Source organism: Kribbella sp. NPDC004875, assembly GCF_042873375.1.
Lineage (GTDB): Bacteria > Actinomycetota > Actinomycetes > Propionibacteriales > Kribbellaceae > Kribbella.
On record NZ_JBIALI010000004.1, the window covers coordinates 620,523 to 639,530 of the forward strand.

Sequence of the window (19,008 nt, forward strand, 5' to 3'; positions counted from 1 at the left end):
ACAGATCACGGTGTGTCGCCGGGCGCCCGACGTACGACGCCCCAAATCGATATCTGGTTCACAGGTTGTTGCCAGGAAGTGAGGATCTCCTCCTCAGTATCCGTCCCTACCGTCTGCTCCCATGGTGCTACCCCGCCACAAGATCCGTGGCCTCAACTTCGTGAACGTGGCTCTGGTAGCCATCGTCCTGGTGATCACCGTCACCGCCTACTTCCTGTTCTTCAAGAAGGATCCGCCGGCCGCGAGCGCGACCCGGCCGACCGTGGCGGTGCAGCGGGGTGCGGTGACCGCGAGCGTGAGCTCCAGCGGCACCCTGCAGAGCTCCCAGACCGCGTCCCCGCAGTTCGAGACCTCGGGCACGGTCACCCAGGTGCTGGTGAAGGTCGGCCAGGTGGTGTCCAAGGGCGCCGCGATCGCGAAGATCGATCCGGCCGCGGCCGAGCGCCAGCTCCGGATCGCCGACCAGAACCAGATCGCCGCGGCGAACTCGGTGACCGCCGCCGAGGAGACGCTCGGCGACGCCCAGGACGCACTCGAGGCGGCCGAGGAGGCCTCGGCGTCACCGTCCCCGACGCCCGCCTCCTCGAACGGTCAACAGCAGCAGTCGCAGTCCCAGTCTCAAGGTCAAGGTCAGAGTCAGAGTCCGGAAGTTGCCGTCAGCAACGCCGAGGCGAGCCTGGCCAAGGCGAAGGCCGACAAGGAACAGGCCGACCAGAACGTCGACGCCGCCCAGGCCGCCGTCGACGCGACCACGCTGAAGGCGCCGATCGCCGGCACCGTCACCGCGATCAACGGCTCGGTCGGCTCGGTCGCCGGCGGGTCCAGTTCAGGTTCAGGCAGCAGCGGCGGCACCGGCCAAGGCTCGACCTCAGGTCAAGGTTCATCCTCCAGCAGCTCAGGTACGTCGTCCACGTCGGGCACCGGCTTTGTCGACATCGCCGACCTGAAGTCGCTCCAGGTGGTGGCTGCCTTCGCGGAGGCCGACGCGATCAAGATCAAGGCCGGCCAGTCCGCGACCGTCACCCTGAACGCCGAGCCCGGTACGTCGCTGACCGCCTCGCTGGCGACCGTCTCGCCGACCCCGACCACCACCAACGGCGTGGTCTCGTACGCCGCGACGTTCAGCCTCGCCAAGCTCCCTGCCAACGCCAGGATCGGCCAGACCGCGAACGTCACGGTCCAGACCGCGAAGGCCGCCAACGCCCTCTACGTCCCGAGCACGGCGATCGCCACGAGCGGTACGACGTACACGGTCACGATGGCCGACGGGAGTGGCGCCCGGGAGGTCAAGGTCGGCGTCCGGGGCGACAGCTACACCCAGATCACCTCGGGCCTGAACGAAGGCGACCAGATCGAGCTCCTGCAGGGCGCGATCGGCGGCACCGGCACCCAGAACGGCCAGAACCGGCAGGGGCAGCAGGGCGGTCAGTTCCCGGGCGGCGGCATCGGCGGCGGCATCGGCGGCGGTGCGGGCGCCGGCGCGGGGGCCGGAGGTTTCCGTGGCCGCTGAGTCCCTGATCGAGATCCGGGACGTCACCAAGACCTACGGCCACGGCGAGACCACGGTGCATGCCCTCCAGGGCGTGTCGCTGCGGGTCGACGCCGGCGAGTACGTCGCGGTGATGGGCTCGTCCGGGTCCGGCAAGTCGACGTTGATGAACATCCTCGGCTGCCTCGACGTGCCGACGCGCGGGGAGTACTGGCTCGACGGCAGCAACGTGGCGCGACTGTCCGAGGACCAGCAGGCCCTCGTCCGCGGCCGGAAGATCGGGTTCATCTTCCAGTCGTTCAACCTGATCCCACGCACGACCGCGCTCGCCAACGTCGAACTGCCGCTCACCTACGCGCACCTGCGCCGGGCCGAGCGCCGCCGTCGCGCGAGCCGAGCACTCGAACTGGTGGGCCTCGCGGATCGCACCGGTCACCGGCCGAATCAGCTGTCGGGCGGTCAGCAGCAGCGGGTGGCGATCGCCCGCGCGCTGGCGACGGGTCCACGGATCCTGCTCGCCGACGAGCCGACCGGCAACCTGGACGCGCACTCGACCGACGAGGTGCTGGGCATGTTCGACGACCTGCACGCCAACGGCCGGACGATCGTCGTGATCACTCACGAGCACGAGGTCGCGGCCCGCGCCCGGCGGCTGGTCCAGGTGTCCGACGGCCGGATCGTCTCCGACGAGGTGACCCGCTGTCTCACCACGCGACCTGATGGGCGCCGCGCTCCGCGGCCTCACGGCGAACAAACTCAGATCTCTGCTGACCGTCCTGGGCGTGTCGATCGGGGTCGGCGCGGTCATCGTGCTGGTTGCGGTCGGCAACGGCTCCGGCAAGGCGGTGCAGGACCGGCTGGAGGCGATGGGCACGAACCTGCTGACGGTCTCCACGACGGGTGGCGGTGGCGGTTTCGTCCGCGGCCAGGCAGGCCCGGCGAACCAGCAGTACAGCCTGACCCTCCAGGACGCGGCCGCGCTCGCGGACAAGAAGCTGGCCCCGGACGTGGCTTCGGTCGCCCCGGTGATGACCAGCTCCGGTACGGCGACCAACGGCGACACCAGCTACACCGTCAACCAGGTGATCGGCACCACCCCGGACTACCTGCCCGCCACCAACACGCCCGTGCAGATCGGCCGGTCGTTCACCCAGGCGGACGTCGACACCTCGCAACGGGTCATCGTGCTCGGACAGACCGCCGCGACGGAGCTCTTCACCCGTCCGGCGAGCGCGGTCGGGCAGACGATCAAGCTCGGCGCCGTCGACTTCACCGTCCTCGGCGTGCTGGCGAGCAAGGACAGCACCGGGTTCAACGACCCGAACGCGACGGCGATCGTCCCGATCACCACCCTCCGCGCGACACAGGCCGGGTACGGCGCCTTGAACCAGATCGTCGTACAGGCGGCGGACAAGGATCGGGTCGACACGGCGCAGGCCGAGGTCACGCAGTTGCTGACTGCCCGGCACCAGGTACCGGCGACCGAGACCTCGCCGTTCCGGATCACGAACTCGGCGCAGATCCTGCAGACCAGCCAGGACACCGCCGCGACCTTCACCGCGCTGCTGGCGACGGTCGCCGCGATCAGCCTGGTGGTCGGCGGAATCGGTGTCACCAACATCATGCTCGTCACGGTCACCGAGCGCACCCGGGAGATCGGGATCCGGAAGGCGCTCGGCGCGCGGCGGCGGACGATCCTCGGCCAGTTCCTGATCGAGGCGACGCTGCTCAGCCTGCTCGGCGGCGCGGTCGGTGTCGGGACCGCGCTGATCGTCACCCGCTTCCAGCTCGCCGGCGTGACGCCTGCGGTGGTGCCGTCGTCGATCGGACTCGCGCTCGGCGTGTCCGCGGCGGTCGGGCTGTTCTTCGGCAGCATGCCGGCGCACCGAGCCGCCGGCCTCCGTCCTATCGATGCACTACGTCACGAGTGAGGGTTTGCGATGAGTAACGAAACGCCGGACGAGTTCGCCCAGATCGGGTCCGACGAGGAGGTCCAGGCGGCACTGAAGCCGAAGAAGACCCTCAACCTGCCGCTGGCGACGGCGATCCTGGCTGGTGTCGTCGTGCTCGCCGTCGGCCTCGGAGGCGGTGCCGGGCTGCACGCGGCGTTCGCCTCGGACAGCTCGTCGAACCAGCCACAGGCCGGTGGACGCGGAGCGGGCGGGTTCGGAGGCGGCGGGTACGGCGGCTTCCGCGGTCAGAACGGTGGACCGAACGGCACCGGTCAGCCCGGTGGCGGTCAGGGCGGTGGCACGATCGGTACGGTCGTGTCGGCGAACGGCTCCGAGCTGGTGGTGAAGACCCGGTCCGGGAACGTCACCGTGAAGCTGACCGGCGACACGACGTACGAGATCACCGCGAAGGGGACCGCGTCGGACCTGAAGGCGGGGGAGCAGGTGATCGTCACCGGTCAGAACGCGAACGGCACGATCACCGCGAACACCGTCCGCCAAGGCGCCTTCGGCGGCGGCTTCCGCAACCCGAACAACCCGAGCGCGTCCCCGTCCTCGCGCTGAGGAGCCCCAGGCCATCACCATCGCGAACGCGCCGGCCGTGGGAGTGTGCCGCGGGTGCGATTCGCCGATTGTGATGGCCTGCAGATCCGCCGCGTTCCGGCCGCCCGGCCAGCGCCCCGGCCGGGCGCACGTTCAGGTCCTGGTCGCGGTGAGGGCGACGGCGACGGAGTCGAGCGTGAAGGACCCGCCGACCGCGTCGATCGCGGCGCCGGTTCCCTCGAGGACGGCGTCGAGTTTGCCGGCATCGGCGAGTGGCTTCGCCAGACCACTCGTCCTGAGCTGGTCGAGCCATTCGTCGCGGGTGTAGTCGCGGGACCACGGGAACGTCGGCCGCTCGACGTTCGCGAACGCACCGGTAGCAGTGAGACTCTCGGCCGTCTGGTCGAGGAAGTGCTCGTACGCGCCGAGCGGTGAAGCGGCGGCGCGGGACGCGGCCGGGCTGTCCGGGATCACCTCACGATGGACCGCCGCGAACGCAGCGCCGAGCTCGGCCGGCGGCTGCAGGACGTACCAGAAGGCGGCGAATCGCCCACCGGGCCGCAGGACCTCGGCAGCCTTCGCGCCGCCGACGGCCGGCTCGATCCAGTGCCACACCATCCCCGCGGTCAGGAGGTCGAAGGTGCGCCCGGCCGGATCCCACGACTCGAAGGGGGAGACCTCGACGTCCACACCGGTGGTCCGCGCGTACGCCGCCATCCGCTCGTCCAGCTCGACGCCGAGCACCCGGCAGCCGGCCGCCTGCAACTGGCGGGAACTGATGCCGGTCCCGCAGCCCACGTCGAGGACGTCGACCGCCGAGGCGGCGACCGCCTCGATCAGAGCCTCGGGGTACTGGGGGCGGGCGCGGTCGTAGAGGGCGGGATCGGTGCCGAAGGACTCGGCCATGTCGCGGCGGGAGTAGGCGCGTGCGTGGTCCGCGCCTCCCGGCTTCGAGACGTCCGGTGACGGTAGAGTGGGCATGTGCCCACGATAGTGGGCGGTTGCCCACTCGCGTCAAGGAAGGTGCGTATGCCGACGGGCGTGGCGATGCGGGACGCGCGCGAGCAACTGTTCGACGCCGCCGAGCGGGTACTGCTCCGCGACGGGCCGGAAGCGCTCACCAGCCGCGCCGTGACCACGGAGGCCGGTGTCGCGAAAGGTGTTCTGCACAAGCACTTCACCGACTTCGACGGCTTCCTCGCCGAACTCGTCCTCGACCGCATTCGCCGCCTCGACGACCAGGCCGCCGTACTGCGGGACTCGGTCGGCCACGGCACGGTCGTCGACAACCTGACCGCGATGCTGACCGATCTGTTCGGGTCGGTCGCGGTGGCGATCGTCAGCCTGACGATCTCGCGCGACGGGCTGCGGGCCCGGCTGCGCGCGGCGGTGCCGACCGGCGTACCGATCCTGACCGATGCCGGCCGGATCCTGCTGGAGTACCTGACGGCGGAACAGGGGCTCGGCCGGATCCCGGCGGGTGCGGATCTCCACTCGCTGGGTCTGACCCTGATCGGGTCCACCCACCTGCTGTTCGCCGACCGCACCGGGACCCGCCCGACGGTCGCCGAGGTGCGGTCGTTCGTCGCGTCCGTCGTCCCCGCCTGACCTTCTCCTGACCCTCACCTGACCTCAGGCTGATCTCCGCCTGCGCCGGTCGGCCGGTGGTGAGAGATCCGATGACTCATTGACGGTTCAGCTTGGAAAGCGCTATCTTCCGACGAAATGAGGCCCAAAAAGTACAAATTGGCCTCTTCGTAGACAGGAATCTGGCATGAGTGTGTCCGTGATCCGGCCGTTCAGACTGCTCGCCCTCGGGCTCGGAGCCGTCCTGACCCTGGCCGCCTGCGGGACCGGCGGCGCCGGTCAGACCGCACAGGACTCGTCCGCCCCGCTGGAGCTGTGGGCGCGGACCACCCCCGGTGGTGACGGGGAGAAGGGGATGAAGAAGCTCGCGGCGGCCTTCGAGGCGGCGACCGGCCAGAAGGTCGAGGTCACGGCGATCTTCGACGACTTCGAGACCAAGCTGTCCCAGCGTGCCGCGCAGAAGGACCTGCCGGACATCGTCATGAACGACTCGTCGCAGCTCGGCACGATGGTCGGCCAGGGCATCGTCCGCGAGGTCGACCTGAGCCAGATCAAGGGTGGCGACCAGCTGCTGGAGCCGGCCATCGCGGCCGCCCGCGCCGCTGACGGCAAGACGTACGGCGTCCCGTACTCCGCGCAGGCGGCAGCGCTGCTGATCCGCAAGGACTGGCGCGCGAAGGCCGGCCTGCCCGCCCCGGCGACCTGGGACCAGATGGCCGCCCTGGCGAAGGCCTTCACCACCCAGGACCCGGACGGCAACGGCAAGGCCGACACCTACGGCCTGGCGGTCCCCGGCTCCACCAAGCGCGGCTACGCCTCCTGGTACTTCTCGAACTTCCTCTGGGCCGCCGGTGGTGACTTCATCGCCAAGCAGCCCGACGGCAAGTACAAGCCCGCGATGTCGACGCCGGAGTCGGTCGCCGCCACCAAGTGGTTCCGCGACCTCGCGTGTACGTCGAAGGTGATCCAGCCCGGCGCCGCGACGATGGACACCCCGCCGACCAACGAGACGTTCGAGGCGGGCAAGACCGGCATGTACGTCGTCGGCCCGTACCTGATGCCGCGCTTCGACAGCTCGCTCGGCAAGGACAAGTACGAGGTCGTGCCGATGCCCACCGGCCCGAAGGACTCGACCGTGCTCGCCGAGGGCGGCAGCGTCTACCTGATGGCCGGCTCGAAGAACGAGGCGGGCCAGAACGCGTTCGCCGGCTACGCCATCTCCGCCGAGGGCCAGAAGATCGGCATGGAGGGTGAGAAGGCCTTCATCGTCCAGCTGCCCGTCAACAAGAACGTCGACATCAGCACGGTTCGCCCCGACCCCCGCTGGAAGCTGTACGCCGACATGTACCGCGAGCACGGCCGCTATGCCCCCTCGATCCCGAACTGGACCGTGGTACGGCAGAGCTCCGCGGACACCGTGAACGCCCTGATCGCGGACTGCGGCCTGGACCTGAACGCGGAACTGCAGAAGCTCGACTCGAAGCTCGGCGAAGCGCTCGGTCAGCAGGGCATCGGCGCGTCGTGAGTGTCCGCGAAGCAGAACCGTTGACGGCGCCGGCGCAGCTCGCGCCGGCGACCGCCCGGCGACCGGCGTACCGGCGCCGGCAGCGGGCCGGTCAGTGGTGGGTGCCGTGGCTGTTCCTGGCGCCCGCGCTGATCCTGTTCCTCTACTTCAAGTTCATCCCGATGGCGCAGGCCGTCTCGATGTCGGTCCAGGAGGTGCGCCCGTACCTCGGCAACACCTGGGTCGGCAGCGCGAACTACGCCGAGATCCTGTCGTCGGACGGCTTCCGCTCGGCGGCGTGGAACACGATCGTGCTCGCGGTCGGGCAGACGTTCGGCTCGATGGTTCTGGGGTTCGGGCTGGCGCTGCTCGTCGAGGGACAGACCCGCAAGCTGACGGTCATCCGGTCCGCCGCGTTCCTCCCGGTCGTCGTGCCGCTGGCCGTGACGGCCGAGCTGTGGCGGATCATGTATCACCCGACGAGTGACGGTCTGATGAACCAGGTGATCGGGCTGATCGGGCTCGGTCCGTCGGGGTTCATCAACGACCCGCACACGTCGCTCGCCTCGATCGCGGTGACGGGCATCTGGCGCGGGGCGCCGTACGACATGATGATCTTCCTCGCCGGGCTGGCCGGGATCGACCGCGGGCTGTACGAGGCCGCGACGGTGGACGGGGCCTCGACCTGGAAGCGGATCCTGCACGTCACGCTGCCGGGTCTGCGGCCGGTGTTCGCGATCCTGTTCGTGCTCGCCGCGGTCCGCGGGTTCCGGACTTTCACCGAGGTGTTCCTACTGACCAACGGCGGGCCGAACGGCTCGACCGAGGTCGTCATGACGCTCATCTACAAGCTGGGGCTCGAGCAGAGCCGGCTCGGCGTCGGCTCGGCCGGTGCGGTGCTGTTGTTCGCCGCGACGCTCGTGCTGACGGTGTGCGTCCAGTTGCTGCGCCGAAGGAGGGCCGCATGAGTGCCGCCACCGAGACCGCGCTGGGGCTGACCGAGAGCAAAGGGGTCGGCGCCCGGCTGGCGAAGTTCGTCGTCTACACCGGGCTGTTCGTCGTCTTCGCCGGGCCGTTGCTGGCCCTGCTGGTCGGCTCCTTCAGCCACGTGTCGGACCCGACCCAGTTGAGCGTGCTGCCGAACCGGCCGACGCTCGGCAACTTCCGGATCGCGTTCGACCACGGCGTCCTGCGGTATCTGCTGAACTCGTTCTTCGTGGTCGGGTTCGGCCTGCTGCTCCAGGTCGCCGTGTCGGTGCTGGCCGGGTACGCGCTGGCCCGCAAGGTGTTCCCGCTGATGACCCTGGTGATGGTTGCGATCCTGGCCACGATGATGCTGCCCGAGGAGATCCTCGCGCTGCCGCTGACCCTGGTGCTGGCCGATCTGCCGTTGCTGCACCTGGACCTGATGGGGACACTCGCCGGGATGATCGTGCCGCTCGGCGCGTGGGCGTTCTCGATCCTGGTGATGACCGAGTTCATGAAGGACGTCCCGCGAGAGCTCGAGGAGGCGGCCCGGATCGACGGCGCCGGCGAGTTCCGGATCTTCGCGCAGATCGTCCTGCCGCTGTGCAAGCCGGCGCTCGGGGTGATCGGGGTGTTCGGGTTCACGATGATCTGGGACCAGTACTTACTGCCGCTACTCGTGGCCCAGAACTCGAAGTCGTACACGCTGCCGCTGGCGCTGCGGACGCTGCGGATCGACCAGGCGGTCACACCCGGCGTCGTCCTGGCCGCCTCGCTGCTCGCGCTGCTCCCGTCGGTGCTGGTGTTCCTCTTCTTCCAACGTTCGTTCGCCCGGGGCCTGACCTCCGGCGCACTCAAGGGGTGAGACATGGATCGTCGTACTTTCCTCGCGGCCACCGGCATCGCCGGCCTCGGCCTGACCGTCACGCTTCCGACCCGAGCTTCGGCCGGCACGCTGGTCCGCTCGCTGGACGAGCTGCGCGCCGCGATCGAGCGGGCCACGCCGGACACCGTCATCACAGTTGCCAACGGCACGTACGACGTACCGGCTCCGATCGCGGTCGCCGGGAAGCGCGGACCGATTCTGATCCGGGCCGAGTCGGTCGGTGGCGTCGTGCTCACGGGTGAGCAGAGTTTCGTGCTGAGCGGGTCGTCCGACATCACCCTCAGCGGCTTCGCGTTCCGGCAGCGTACGACGTTCGACGTACCGCCGGACTGCCGGCGGATCCGGCTGACGCGCAACGACTTCCAGCTGGCCGATCTCGACGGACTGCACTGGGTGATGGTGCGGGCCGACGACACGACGCTCGACCACAACGAGTGGCACGACAAGTCGAAGCTCGGGATCTACCTCGGGATCGAGGGCGCCGGAACCGACCAGATGGCGCGCGGGGTGCACATCACCCGGAACTACTTCCGCGACCACACGTTCCCGGGCGACAACGGCGGGGAGCCGATCCGGCTCGGTGTCAGTCCGCGGGCGCTGTCGACGGCGGGTGCGGTGGTGGACTTCAACCTGTTCGAGCGGTGCAGCGGCGACCCCGAGGCGATCTCGGTGAAGTCGTCGGGCAACATCATCCGGCGCAACACGATCCGCGACAGCCTCGGCGGCATCGTGCTCCGGCACGGCAACGTGACCCGGGTCGAGGGCAACTATCTGCTGTCCGGCGAGAATGGCATCCGGATCTACGGCAACGACCACCTGATCGTGAACAACTACCTCGAGCGGATCAACGGCGCCGGCGTCGTCCTGGGCAGCGGCAGCGTCCGCGATCACTACCCCGGTGAGCCGTCCAAGTCGCGCACCGGCAACGACGCACCCGACCGGGTCCGGATCGCGCTCAACACCGTGCTCGACTGCGAGTCCGCGATCATCGGAGAGAGTCACCGGACCCTCCCGCCGCTGGAGTGCGCGGTGACGGACAATCTCCTGATGGCGGACAGCGGGCAGTTGGTGAACATGCCGTTCCAGGACGGCATCACCTGGTCGGGCAACATCCATTGGGGGCAGTCTCTCGACGGCAACGCTCCGGTCGCCGCGTTCACCCGCGTCGACCCGCGGCTCGCGGCCGGCGCGGACGGCGTACGGCGGCTGAGCTCGGGGAGCCCGGCGATCAACGCGGCGACGCAGGTGTACCCGGAGGTGGACCTCGATCTCGACGGGCACCACCGGATGGGGCGGGCCGATGTCGGGGCCGACGAGTACTCGCCGGCGCGGGTGAAGCTCCGCCCGTTGACCGCGACCGACGTCGGGCCGCACGCGCGATGAGGACCGCGCAGCGCGTCGAGGCCGACCAGGAGACGATCCGGACGTACCTGGACCGGCTCCGGCTCGATCTGGTGGTCGCCGCCCGGATCACCAAGGTGCACCGGGAGTGGTCGCGACCGTTGATGCCCGATCAGTTCTCGCGGCTCTACCTGATCCTCGAGGGTGAGGGCCGGCTCGTGGTGGGGGAGACGGAGCTGTTCCCGAAGCCGGGAGAACTCGTCTACCTGCCTGCTGACGTGCCGGTGTCGTACCAGACGATCAGCGACAACGTGTTCCGCAAGCACTGGCTGCACTTCAACGCGTTGATCGGCGACCGGGACATCGGCGAGCTGTTGACGCTGCCGTACATCGTCCCGAGCAAGGCGCCGGAGGAGGCAGCCGCGCTGTTCGAGCAGGTCGGCGCGGCCGATCGCGACCCGCCCGGGCTCGCGACGCCGCTGCGGTTGCGGTCAGCGCTGACCGCGCTGTTCGCGCACTACCTGGACAGCGCGCCACCGGGCTCGGTGCGGTTGTCACCGCAGCAGACGAGCGAGTCCGGGATCGTCCAGTACATCCAGCAGAACCTCGCCACGCTCCCGAGCGTGGAGGAACTCGCCGCCGAGTTCGGCTACGACCTCGCGGGCTTCATGCGGCACTTCCGCACCGAGTTCGGGCTGTCGCCGAAGCAGTACATCAAGCGGGCCAAGATCGAATGGGCCCAGCGCGAACTGTCGACGACCGCCCGGCCGATGGAGGAGATCGCGGCCGCGGTCGGCATGGACCAGTCGTACTTCTCCAAGGTCTTCCGCCAGGTGAGTTCAGTGACACCCAGTGAGTACCGAAAGTTGTACCGCCCCGACAGCTAGGAGACTCATCATGGACCGTCGTACCTTCCTGACCGGTACCGGCGCGGCCGTCGCGCTCACGTGGGTCGGCGCCCGGCCGGCGCTGGCGGCTTCGCAGGCGACCGTGAGCTCGCTCGCGGAGCTTCAGCAGGCCATCAACGGCGCCACCGCCGGCACCACGATCACTTTGGCCAACGGCTCGTACGCCGTACCGTCGGGCTCGCCGATCACGATCGGCAACCGGCACGGCAGCAGCACCGCACCGATCACGATCGTCGCCGCCAGCCGCGGCGGGGTGACGCTGACCGGTGAGCAGAGCTTCGTGTTCTCGGGATCGTCCGACGTCACGATCAGCGGGTTCGCGTTCCGGCAGAGTACGACGCTGGAGATCCCGGCGGACTGCCCCCGGATCCGCCTCACCCGCAACGACTTCCAGCTCGCGTCGGCGGCCGAACACTGGGTCGTCGTCCGCGGCGACGACGCCAAGGTCGACCGCAACGTCTTCCACGACAAATCCACCCTGGGCGTCTACCTGGTGATCGACGGACCGGGCTCGGAGGCGATGGCGCAGCGCACGTACATCCTGCGGAACTACTTCCGCGACCACACGTACGGCGGCTCGAACGGCGGCGAACCGATTCGCCTGGGAGTCAGCAGCCGTGCGCTCAGCACCGCCGACGCGACCGTGGAGTACAACCTGTTCGAGCGCTGCAACGGCGACCCCGAGGCGATCTCGGTGAAGTCGTCCGGCAACACCATCCGGTACAACACCGTGCGCTCGTCGCTCGGCGGCATCGTGCTCCGGCACGGCAACGCGAACCGGGTCGAGAGCAACTACCTGCTGTCCGGCAGCAACGGGATCCGGATCTACGGCAACGACCACCTGATCGTGAACAACTACGTCGGCGGGGTCGCCGGCGCGGGCGTCGTACTCGGCAGTGGCACCGAGCGGGACCACTACGAGGGCGAGCCGTCGGACTCGCGGCGGGGCAACGACGCCCCGGACCGGGTCACGATCGTGCTGAACACGCTCCGGAACAACGGCCAGGCAGTAGCCGGTGAGAGCCAGCGGACCGTCCCGCCGCTGGGTTGCGTGATCGCCGACAACCTGCTGGTCGGCGACTCCGGTCAGCTCGTCGACATGCCGTACCTCGACGGCATCAGCTGGTCGGGCAACGTCACCTGGGGTGGCGCGACCGACGGCAACATCCCGTCGTCCGGCTTCACCCGCGCCGACCCCGAACTCACGGCCGGTACCGATGGCGTCTACCGCCTCGGCGCGGGCAGTGCCGCCATCAACGCGGCGGCCCTGAACCACACGAGCCAGGTCACCGACGACGTCGACGGTCAGGCCCGGACGGCGCCGTACGACGTCGGCGCTGACGAGTACTCGACCGCGGCGCCGGTCCGGCACCCGCTGAGCGCGACCGAGGTCGGCCCGGGCACGGCCTAGACGACGCTCGGCTGAGTGTTGCCCGCCTCCCTGATACCGCGGCGCATGTCGACGCGGGTCAGGAGGGCGAGGCCGATCACGAAGAAGATGCCGAGGGCGACGATCGCGGGACGGTACGAGCCGGTGATCTGGTGGACCAGACCGAACACCAGCGTGCCGAGCCACGACGTACCGCGTTCGCCGGCCTGGTAGAGCGAGAAGTACTCGGCCTCGCGGCCCTTCGGGATCAGCTGGCTGAACGCCGACCGGGACAGCGCCTGGGTGCCGCCGAGCACGATCCCGATCGCGACACCCATCGCCAGGAACGGCGCGATCTGGTGGGCGGGCAGCAGGAAGCCGGCGATCACGATCAGCATCCAGATCACCAGGCCGCCGGTGATGGTCCGATGGGCGCCGTACCGCTGGGCGACCCGGCCGAACACGATCGCGCCGAAGAACGCCACGAACTGGACCATCAGGATGGTCGCGATCAGCACCTGGGTCTGGAAGCCGAGCTGCTTCTCGCCGTACGTCGACGACACCGAGATCACGGTCTGGATGCCGTCGTTGAAGAACAGGTACGCGACGAGGAACAGCAGCGTCATCGGGTACGTGCGGATGTGCTTCAGGGTCGCCGAGAGCTGCCCGAAGCTCTGCCGGACCAGTCCGGTACTACGGACCGGCTCGACGCTGACCGGCGGCCGGTTCCGCAGCCGGACGAACGGGATGATCGTGAACAAGCCCCACCACACCCCGGCGCTGAGCAGGCTGAGCCGGACGGCGGTGCCCTGGCTCATCCCGAGCGCGTCGTGGGCGGTCACCACCCCCAGGTTGATCGCGAGCAGGATGAAGCCACCGGCGTACCCGAACGCCCAGGCTCGCGACGAGACCGCGTCGCGTTGGTCCGGAGGAGCGATGTCGATCAGGATCGAGTCGTAGACGACCAGCGCGGAGCCGAGACACAGGTTGCCGATGAACAACAGCAGCGCACCGAGTGCCCAGCGGCCGCCACCGACGAACACCATGGAGCAGGCGGCCAGCGAGCCGACCCAGGCGAACCCGCACATCAGCAGCTTCTTGCGGGCCATCCGGTCGGCGATCGCACCGACGACGGGAAGGAACAGCGCCGACACCAGCGTCGCGACCGTCACTACGTAGAACGCCAGCGAGCCGGGTGAGATCCCCAGCCCGAGGACGTGCAGGTCGGTGTTGCACGGGTGGTCGGTGGTGCCGGAGTAGCCACAGGCGGCGGTCTCGGCGACCGAAGTCAGGTACGGCGCGAACAGCACCGTCCCGACCGTGGTGACGTATCCGGAGTTCGCCCAGTCGAAGAGGCTGAATCCCCAGTACTCACGCTTGTCCACACCGTCCGGGGCGGAGAGAAGTCCCATGCGCGGAAGTGTGTCAGGTCCTGAGTACGACGCGGCGTACCGCCGGATAACACTTCAGTCCCCGATCAGTGCCCGATCAGGGCCCGATCAGTGCCATTGCCCGCGCTCGATCAGAACGTCCCGCAGGATGTCGGTGCGGTCCGTGATGATGCCGTCGACGCCGGCATCGAGCATCTGGCGGATGGTGTCCGGGTCGTCGACCGTCCACACGTGCACCTGCTTGCTGCGGGAGTGGGCGCGCTTGATCAGGCCGGGGGTCAGCACCCGGAACGGTCCGTACTGCTCGGGGATCTGCAGGCAAGCACCCTTCGACGGGAGCGCGAACGGCAGGAACCGGAGCAGCGCGGTCTCACGGTCGCCGTACCCGGTGCACAGCCGCGGGCCGAGCAGTTTGCGGATCCGGCGTACCCGGGACTGGGAGAACGAGGAGACGCAGACCCGGTCGAGCGCGTCCGCGGCCTGCAGGACTTTCGCCGCGGGCTCCAGGCCGCCCTCGGCCTTGATGTCCAGGTTGAAGCGGATGTCCGGGAACTGCTCGAGCAGCTCGTCCAGCCGGGGGATCGGCTCCTGCCCGTTGATCCTCGCCTGCGAGACCTCCGCCCAGGGCAGCTCGGCGATCACCCCGGACCGGTCCGTGACCCGCTCCAGCCGGTCGTCGTGGAAGGCGACCACGACTCCGTCGCTGGTCGCGTGCAGGTCGGTCTCGACGTACCGGTACCCCAGGTCGACGGCGTGCTGGAAGGCGCGCAGCGAGTTCTCGTACCCGACGATATCGGGGTGTTTGGCCCCGCCCCGATGCGCCATCGCGATCGGGCCTTCGTGGGTGAGGTAGGGGTACACGCCATGAAGTATGTACCGTTTGGGTGGTGACGGTACTCAGCCCCCGCCCCGACCTGTGGACCCTCGACAGCGGCGTCCTCCACCTCAACCACGGTTCGTACGGCGCCGTGCCGCGCCGGACGCAGGAGGTGATGGCCGGCCTGCGGGTGGAGATGGACGCGAACCCGATGGTCTGGTTCCGCACCGTCGCCGACCGGCTCACCGCGAGCCGGCGGGAGCTGGCGGCGTACCTGCAGGTCGACCCCGCCGGATTCGCCCTGGTCCCGAACGCCAGCGCCGGCGTGACGGTCGCCCTCGCCACCCTGCCGATCCCGGCCGGCAGCCGGATCGTCCTCACCGACCACGCGTACGGCGCGGTGCGGTACGCCGCCGAGCGGTACGCCCGGGAGCGCGGCGCCGAGGTGGTGAACGTGCATATCCCGCTGGAGGCCGACGACGACACCGTGGTCGCGTTGATCGCTGACCAGCTGGACAACGCCTCGGTCCTGATCGTCGACCAGATCACCTCCGGGACCGCGAAGGTGTTCCCGATCGAGGGTCTGGTCGCGGCCGCCCACGAACGCGGCGTACCCGTGGTGGTCGACGGTGCGCACGCGCCGGCGCTGATCGACGCACCGGCCGCGGCGGGCGCCGACTTCTGGACCGGCAACTTCCACAAGTGGCCCGCCGCGCCGCGGGCGACCGCGGGCCTGGTGGTCGCCGAGCGCTGGCGGTCGGCGTCGATGCCGCTGATCGTGTCCTGGTCCGAGTACGACGAGCGGATGCCGGAGCGCTTCGACATGCAGGGCACGTACGACTACGTGCCGTGGATCGCCGCGCCGGAGTCGCTGCGGGTGCTGGCCGAGCTGGACTGGCCGACCCGGCGACCGCAGCTCACGTCGCTGGTCGAGGAAGGCGCGCGGATCCTGGCGAAGGCGCTCGGGACCGGTATCGCCGAGGTGGCGCACCCGCCGGCGACGATGCGGCTGGTCGAGCTGCCGTCCTCGGTCGACCTGTCCGGCGGTGACGCGCTGAAGATGCGGATCTCGCGGGAGCTGAACGCCGAGATCACCTTCACCGGGTTCGAGGAGCGCAAGTTCATCCGGTTGTCGGCGCACGCGTACAACTCGCTCGACGACTACCAGAAACTGTCGGAGCGGTTGCCTAGAGTCCTCGGGTGAACGATATCCAGGGGTCTTACAACACCGCAGCCGTCGACTACCACGCGATCCTGAAGGACTACCACCAGGGCGATCCGTTCGAGAAGTCCGCGCTGGACTACTTCGTGGCCGTCGTCGAGCCCGGTCCGGTGGGTGACCTCGGCTGCGGGACGGGGCGCATCACGACGTACCTGGCTTCACAGGGGCTGGACGTGTTCGGGGTCGATCTGACGCCGGGGATGATCGAGGTGGCCCGCCGGGAGTACCCGTCGCTGCGGTTCGAGGTCGGGTCACTGTTCGACCTGGACATCAAGGACGGAGAACTGGCCGGGGCGCTCGCGTGGTACTCGCTGGTGCACACCCCACGCGAGGACCTCCCGGCGGTGTTCGCCGAGCTCTACCGCGTGCTGCGCCCGGGCGGTCACCTGCTCCACGGGTTCAAGGCAGGTAACGGCAGCCGCCACCTGGCTCAGGCCTACGGTCACGACCTGGACCTCGAGGTCTACATGCAGGACCCCGCCGAGATCGCCGACCTCCTCAAAACCGCCGGCTTCACCGAGGTAGCCACCCTCACCCGAACCGCCCTCCCCGCTGAAAAAGACCCCGCCCAAGCCGCCCACCTCCTCCAAAAACCCAAGTAACCCCAGCACCCCCAGCCAGGCCCCGCCAGGCTGAACACAAGCCCCGCCAGGACCGAGTCCGCACCTGGTCCGGGCCAGCCGGGTGGGGCCAGCTCGGGGGGGGGGACGCTGGGTGCGGACAGCAGGGAGACTGCCGGATAGGCACAGGAGCCGAGGGAGACAGGAGCAGGTGGAGACAGGATCTGGTGGGCTGAGACCTGCTATTGCCTGTCCCCAGCCACCAGTTCCGGTCTCCACCCACCGCGGTCGCCACCTACTGGGTCGCCACCTGCGGCCCCACCACCTCGGTAGCCACCTGCAGCCCCACCACCGCGGACGCCACCTCCAGCCCCACCACCGCGGTCGCCGCCTGCTGCTATCGGCGTCCGCTGCGGCCATTCGCGCCTCGCGGTACGGCGCCGCGTGCGGGCGGCGGACTGGGGCGGGTGTGGTGAATGGAGACAGGAACTCGTGGGTGGGGACCTGGTATTACCTGTGTCCGGTCACCTGTTCCTGTGTCCGGTCACCTGTTGCTGTGTCCAGTCACCGCTGGTCAGCCCTTGATGGCGCCTGAGGTCATGCCGGCGACGATCTGGCGGTTGAAGAACAGGAACATGATCAAGGGCGGGATCGTGATCAGCAGGATGTCCATGAAGAGCAGGTTGTACTGCGTGGAGTACTGGCTGGAGAAGTTGTAGAGGGTGAGCTGGACCGTGGCGTTCTTGTCGCCGGGGAGGAAATAGAGCGGGTTCACGAAGTCGTTGAAGACGTTCACCGACTGGACCACGACCACGGTGACGATCACGGATCTGAGCAGCGGGAACACGACCCGGAAGAACAACTTCAGTGGACCCGCGCCGTCGATGATCGCCGCCTCGTCGAGTTCCCGCGGGATCGTCGCGACGAAGGCCCGGAACAGCAGGATGCAGAACGACAGCCCGTACGCGATCTCGATCAGGATCAACCCGGGCATGGTCCGGAACAGACCGAACTTCTGCAGCACCCAGATCGTCGGTACGACGGCCGGCGGGATGATCAGGCCCGCGAGGACCAGGAAGTTGATGAACCCGTTCCACCGGCTCTTCCGGCGTTGCAGCACGAACCCCGCCATCGCGGCCAGCACGACCATGCCGGTGACGCTGGCCACGGTCAGCAGCGTGCTGTTGATGAACGCGATCACCAGCATGTAGTCGCGGGCCTCGACCACCTCGATGAAGTTCTGCACGAAGCGGAACTGGTGCGGCCAGGAGAAGCTCAGGTCCGCGGACTGCGTGCGGTCCTTCACCGCGGTCAGCACGATGAACGCGAACGGGATGACGAACACCACGATCGAGACCAGGATCGCGACCGCGCTCAGGGCCAACCTGCGCCCGGGACGGTGGTTGACGAGTTCCGCGGTCATGGTGCCTCCCGGTCTGGGCTGAGGAGCGCAGGGAGCGGAGCGGCTGGAGCGACGAGGGCAGACCGGGAGGTACGGCCCCATGACTCGCCGCGACGGAGTCGCGGCATGTGCACTGCACTCACAGGTCGACCTCCTTGCGGTTCAGGAACCAGGACAGCGGCAGGATGATCGCCGTCACCACGATGAACAGCACCACGTTGCCCGCGGTCGACAGGCCGTAGAAGCCGGCCTGGTACTGCTTGTAGATCACCGACGCGATGACATCGGAGGTGAACCCTGGCCCACCGCGGGTCATCGCCCAGATCAGGTCGAAGGATCGCAGTCCGCCGATCAGCGACAAGATGATGACGGTCACCGTCGCGGGCCGGGACAGCGGCAGGACGATCCGCCGGAACTGCTGCCACGACCCGGCCCCGTCGACGCGGGCCGCCTCGATGTACTCGCGGGGGATCGACACGATGCCGGCGATGTAGATCAGCGTGGCCAGGCCGACGCCCTTCCAGACGTCGACCGCGGCCACCGACAGCAGCGCCCACTTCGGGTCGGTCAGCCAGCCCGGGCCGCTGATCCCGACCAGCGCGAGCGACTTGTTGATCAGCCCCTGGTCGGGGTTCATCAGGACGGTGAAGGTCAGGCCGACGCCGATCGTGGAGACCAGCACCGGGAAGAACACCACCGAGCGGAGGTAGCCCCGGGCAACGATCTGGGAGGTGAGCAGGACCGCGAGCAGCAGTCCCAGCACCACCTTGGACCCGGACGTGACGACCGCGTAGATCAGCGTGTTGGTGAAGCCCTTGACCAGGGCGGGCTCCTGGAAGAACAGCTTGAAGTTGTCCAGCCCGATGAAGCGGGACTCGAACAGGCTCCAGCGGGTCAGGCTGAAGTACAGCGAGGCGAACGTCGGGACCAGGAACAGCACCCCGTAGATGACGGCGGTCGGCAGGTAGAACCAGTTCGAGTACGGGCGGTAGACCTTGCTCCCGGCCGACGACGCGGCCGGGGTGGTCTTGCTGCGCTCACGTGGTGACACCGAGGTCGCGGTCATGCGGC

Annotated in this window: 17 protein-coding genes and 1 pseudogene; 13 read left to right on the forward strand and 5 right to left on the reverse strand. The window is 68.9% G+C overall.

Annotated features, from left to right (window positions below):
- Window positions 1–121 precede the first annotated feature (121 nt).
- The 4 genes and pseudogenes from ACFYRH_RS25160 (at window position 122) to ACFYRH_RS25175 (ending at window position 4,005) form a co-directional block, all read left to right on the forward strand.
- Complete coding sequence (locus tag ACFYRH_RS25160) at window positions 122–1,510, forward strand: efflux RND transporter periplasmic adaptor subunit (protein ID WP_387779934.1); 1,389 nt, start codon at window positions 122–124, stop codon at window positions 1,508–1,510.
- A 112-nt stretch (window positions 1,511–1,622) separates the two neighbouring features.
- A pseudogene (locus tag ACFYRH_RS25165) lies at window positions 1,623–1,961 on the forward strand (ABC transporter ATP-binding protein); the annotation flags it as partial.
- Between the two features lie 247 nt (window positions 1,962–2,208).
- Window positions 2,209–3,420 carry an ABC transporter permease gene (locus ACFYRH_RS25170; protein ID WP_387779936.1) on the forward strand — a complete coding sequence of 404 codons (1,212 nt, stop codon included), beginning with the start codon at window positions 2,209–2,211 and terminating at the stop codon, window positions 3,418–3,420.
- Window positions 3,421–3,429: 9 nt separating this feature from the next.
- Window positions 3,430–4,005 carry a hypothetical protein gene (locus ACFYRH_RS25175; protein ID WP_387779939.1) on the forward strand — a complete coding sequence of 192 codons (576 nt, stop codon included), beginning with the start codon at window positions 3,430–3,432 and terminating at the stop codon, window positions 4,003–4,005.
- Window positions 4,006–4,137: 132 nt separating this feature from the next.
- On the opposite strand, the gene ACFYRH_RS25180 is transcribed toward ACFYRH_RS25175, so the two are convergent.
- Window positions 4,138–4,965: a class I SAM-dependent methyltransferase gene (locus ACFYRH_RS25180; protein ID WP_387779942.1), complete on the reverse strand. Its 828-nt coding sequence runs from the start codon at window positions 4,963–4,965 to the stop codon at window positions 4,138–4,140.
- Window positions 4,966–5,013: 48 nt separating this feature from the next.
- On the opposite strand from ACFYRH_RS25180, the gene ACFYRH_RS25185 reads away from it, so the two are divergent.
- The 7 genes from ACFYRH_RS25185 to ACFYRH_RS25215 all read left to right on the forward strand — a co-directional run bounded on the left by ACFYRH_RS25185 (window position 5,014) and on the right by ACFYRH_RS25215 (window position 12,587).
- Window positions 5,014–5,592, forward strand: a complete 579-nt coding sequence (locus tag ACFYRH_RS25185; RefSeq protein ID WP_387779945.1) for a TetR family transcriptional regulator — start codon at window positions 5,014–5,016, stop codon at window positions 5,590–5,592.
- Between the two features lie 166 nt (window positions 5,593–5,758).
- Window positions 5,759–7,096, forward strand: coding sequence for an ABC transporter substrate-binding protein (locus ACFYRH_RS25190; protein ID WP_387779948.1), 1,338 nt, complete (start codon window positions 5,759–5,761; stop codon window positions 7,094–7,096).
- Window positions 7,097–7,116: 20 nt separating this feature from the next.
- Window positions 7,117–8,043: a carbohydrate ABC transporter permease gene (locus ACFYRH_RS25195; RefSeq protein WP_387779951.1), complete on the forward strand. Its 927-nt coding sequence runs from the start codon at window positions 7,117–7,119 to the stop codon at window positions 8,041–8,043.
- Window positions 8,040–8,906, forward strand: a complete 867-nt coding sequence (locus tag ACFYRH_RS25200; protein WP_387779954.1) for a carbohydrate ABC transporter permease — start codon at window positions 8,040–8,042, stop codon at window positions 8,904–8,906. The genes ACFYRH_RS25195 and ACFYRH_RS25200 overlap by 4 nt, the downstream gene beginning before the upstream one ends.
- 3 nt (window positions 8,907–8,909) lie before the next feature.
- Window positions 8,910–10,310, forward strand: a complete 1,401-nt coding sequence (locus tag ACFYRH_RS25205; protein ID WP_387779957.1) for a polysaccharide lyase 6 family protein — start codon at window positions 8,910–8,912, stop codon at window positions 10,308–10,310.
- Window positions 10,307–11,155, forward strand: coding sequence for a helix-turn-helix domain-containing protein (locus tag ACFYRH_RS25210; RefSeq protein ID WP_387779960.1), 849 nt, complete (start codon window positions 10,307–10,309; stop codon window positions 11,153–11,155). Before ACFYRH_RS25205 ends, ACFYRH_RS25210 begins: the two co-directional genes overlap by 4 nt.
- Window positions 11,156–11,165: 10 nt before the next feature.
- On the forward strand, window positions 11,166–12,587 hold the full coding sequence (locus tag ACFYRH_RS25215; RefSeq protein ID WP_387779963.1) for a chondroitinase-B domain-containing protein: 1,422 nt from the start codon (window positions 11,166–11,168) through the stop codon (window positions 12,585–12,587).
- On the opposite strand, the gene ACFYRH_RS25220 is transcribed toward ACFYRH_RS25215, so the two are convergent.
- The gene (locus tag ACFYRH_RS25220) at window positions 12,584–13,957 is read right to left on the reverse strand and encodes an MFS transporter (protein WP_387779966.1); all 1,374 of its coding nucleotides are present in this window, start codon (window positions 13,955–13,957) and stop codon (window positions 12,584–12,586) included. The two genes, ACFYRH_RS25215 and ACFYRH_RS25220, sit on opposite strands and share 4 nt — an antisense overlap.
- Window positions 13,958–14,044: 87 nt before the next feature.
- On the reverse strand, window positions 14,045–14,797 hold the full coding sequence (locus ACFYRH_RS25225) for a glycerophosphodiester phosphodiesterase (RefSeq protein WP_387779969.1): 753 nt from the start codon (window positions 14,795–14,797) through the stop codon (window positions 14,045–14,047).
- Between the two features lie 26 nt (window positions 14,798–14,823).
- Between ACFYRH_RS25225 and ACFYRH_RS25230 the strand changes: the two genes are divergently transcribed.
- Both ACFYRH_RS25230 and ACFYRH_RS25235 read left to right on the forward strand, forming a co-directional pair.
- The gene (locus ACFYRH_RS25230; protein WP_387779972.1) at window positions 14,824–15,957 is read left to right on the forward strand and encodes an aminotransferase class V-fold PLP-dependent enzyme; all 1,134 of its coding nucleotides are present in this window, start codon (window positions 14,824–14,826) and stop codon (window positions 15,955–15,957) included.
- Window positions 15,954–16,577, forward strand: coding sequence for a methyltransferase domain-containing protein (locus tag ACFYRH_RS25235; protein ID WP_387779975.1), 624 nt, complete (start codon window positions 15,954–15,956; stop codon window positions 16,575–16,577). Before ACFYRH_RS25230 ends, ACFYRH_RS25235 begins: the two co-directional genes overlap by 4 nt.
- A gap of 532 nt (window positions 16,578–17,109) precedes the next feature.
- Here ACFYRH_RS25235 and ACFYRH_RS25240 read toward each other — a convergent pair.
- Window positions 17,110–17,958 carry a carbohydrate ABC transporter permease gene (locus tag ACFYRH_RS25240; protein WP_387779978.1) on the reverse strand — a complete coding sequence of 283 codons (849 nt, stop codon included), beginning with the start codon at window positions 17,956–17,958 and terminating at the stop codon, window positions 17,110–17,112.
- Between the two features lie 118 nt (window positions 17,959–18,076).
- Window positions 18,077–19,003 carry a carbohydrate ABC transporter permease gene (locus ACFYRH_RS25245; protein WP_387779981.1) on the reverse strand — a complete coding sequence of 309 codons (927 nt, stop codon included), beginning with the start codon at window positions 19,001–19,003 and terminating at the stop codon, window positions 18,077–18,079.
- Window positions 19,004–19,008 lie beyond the last annotated feature (5 nt).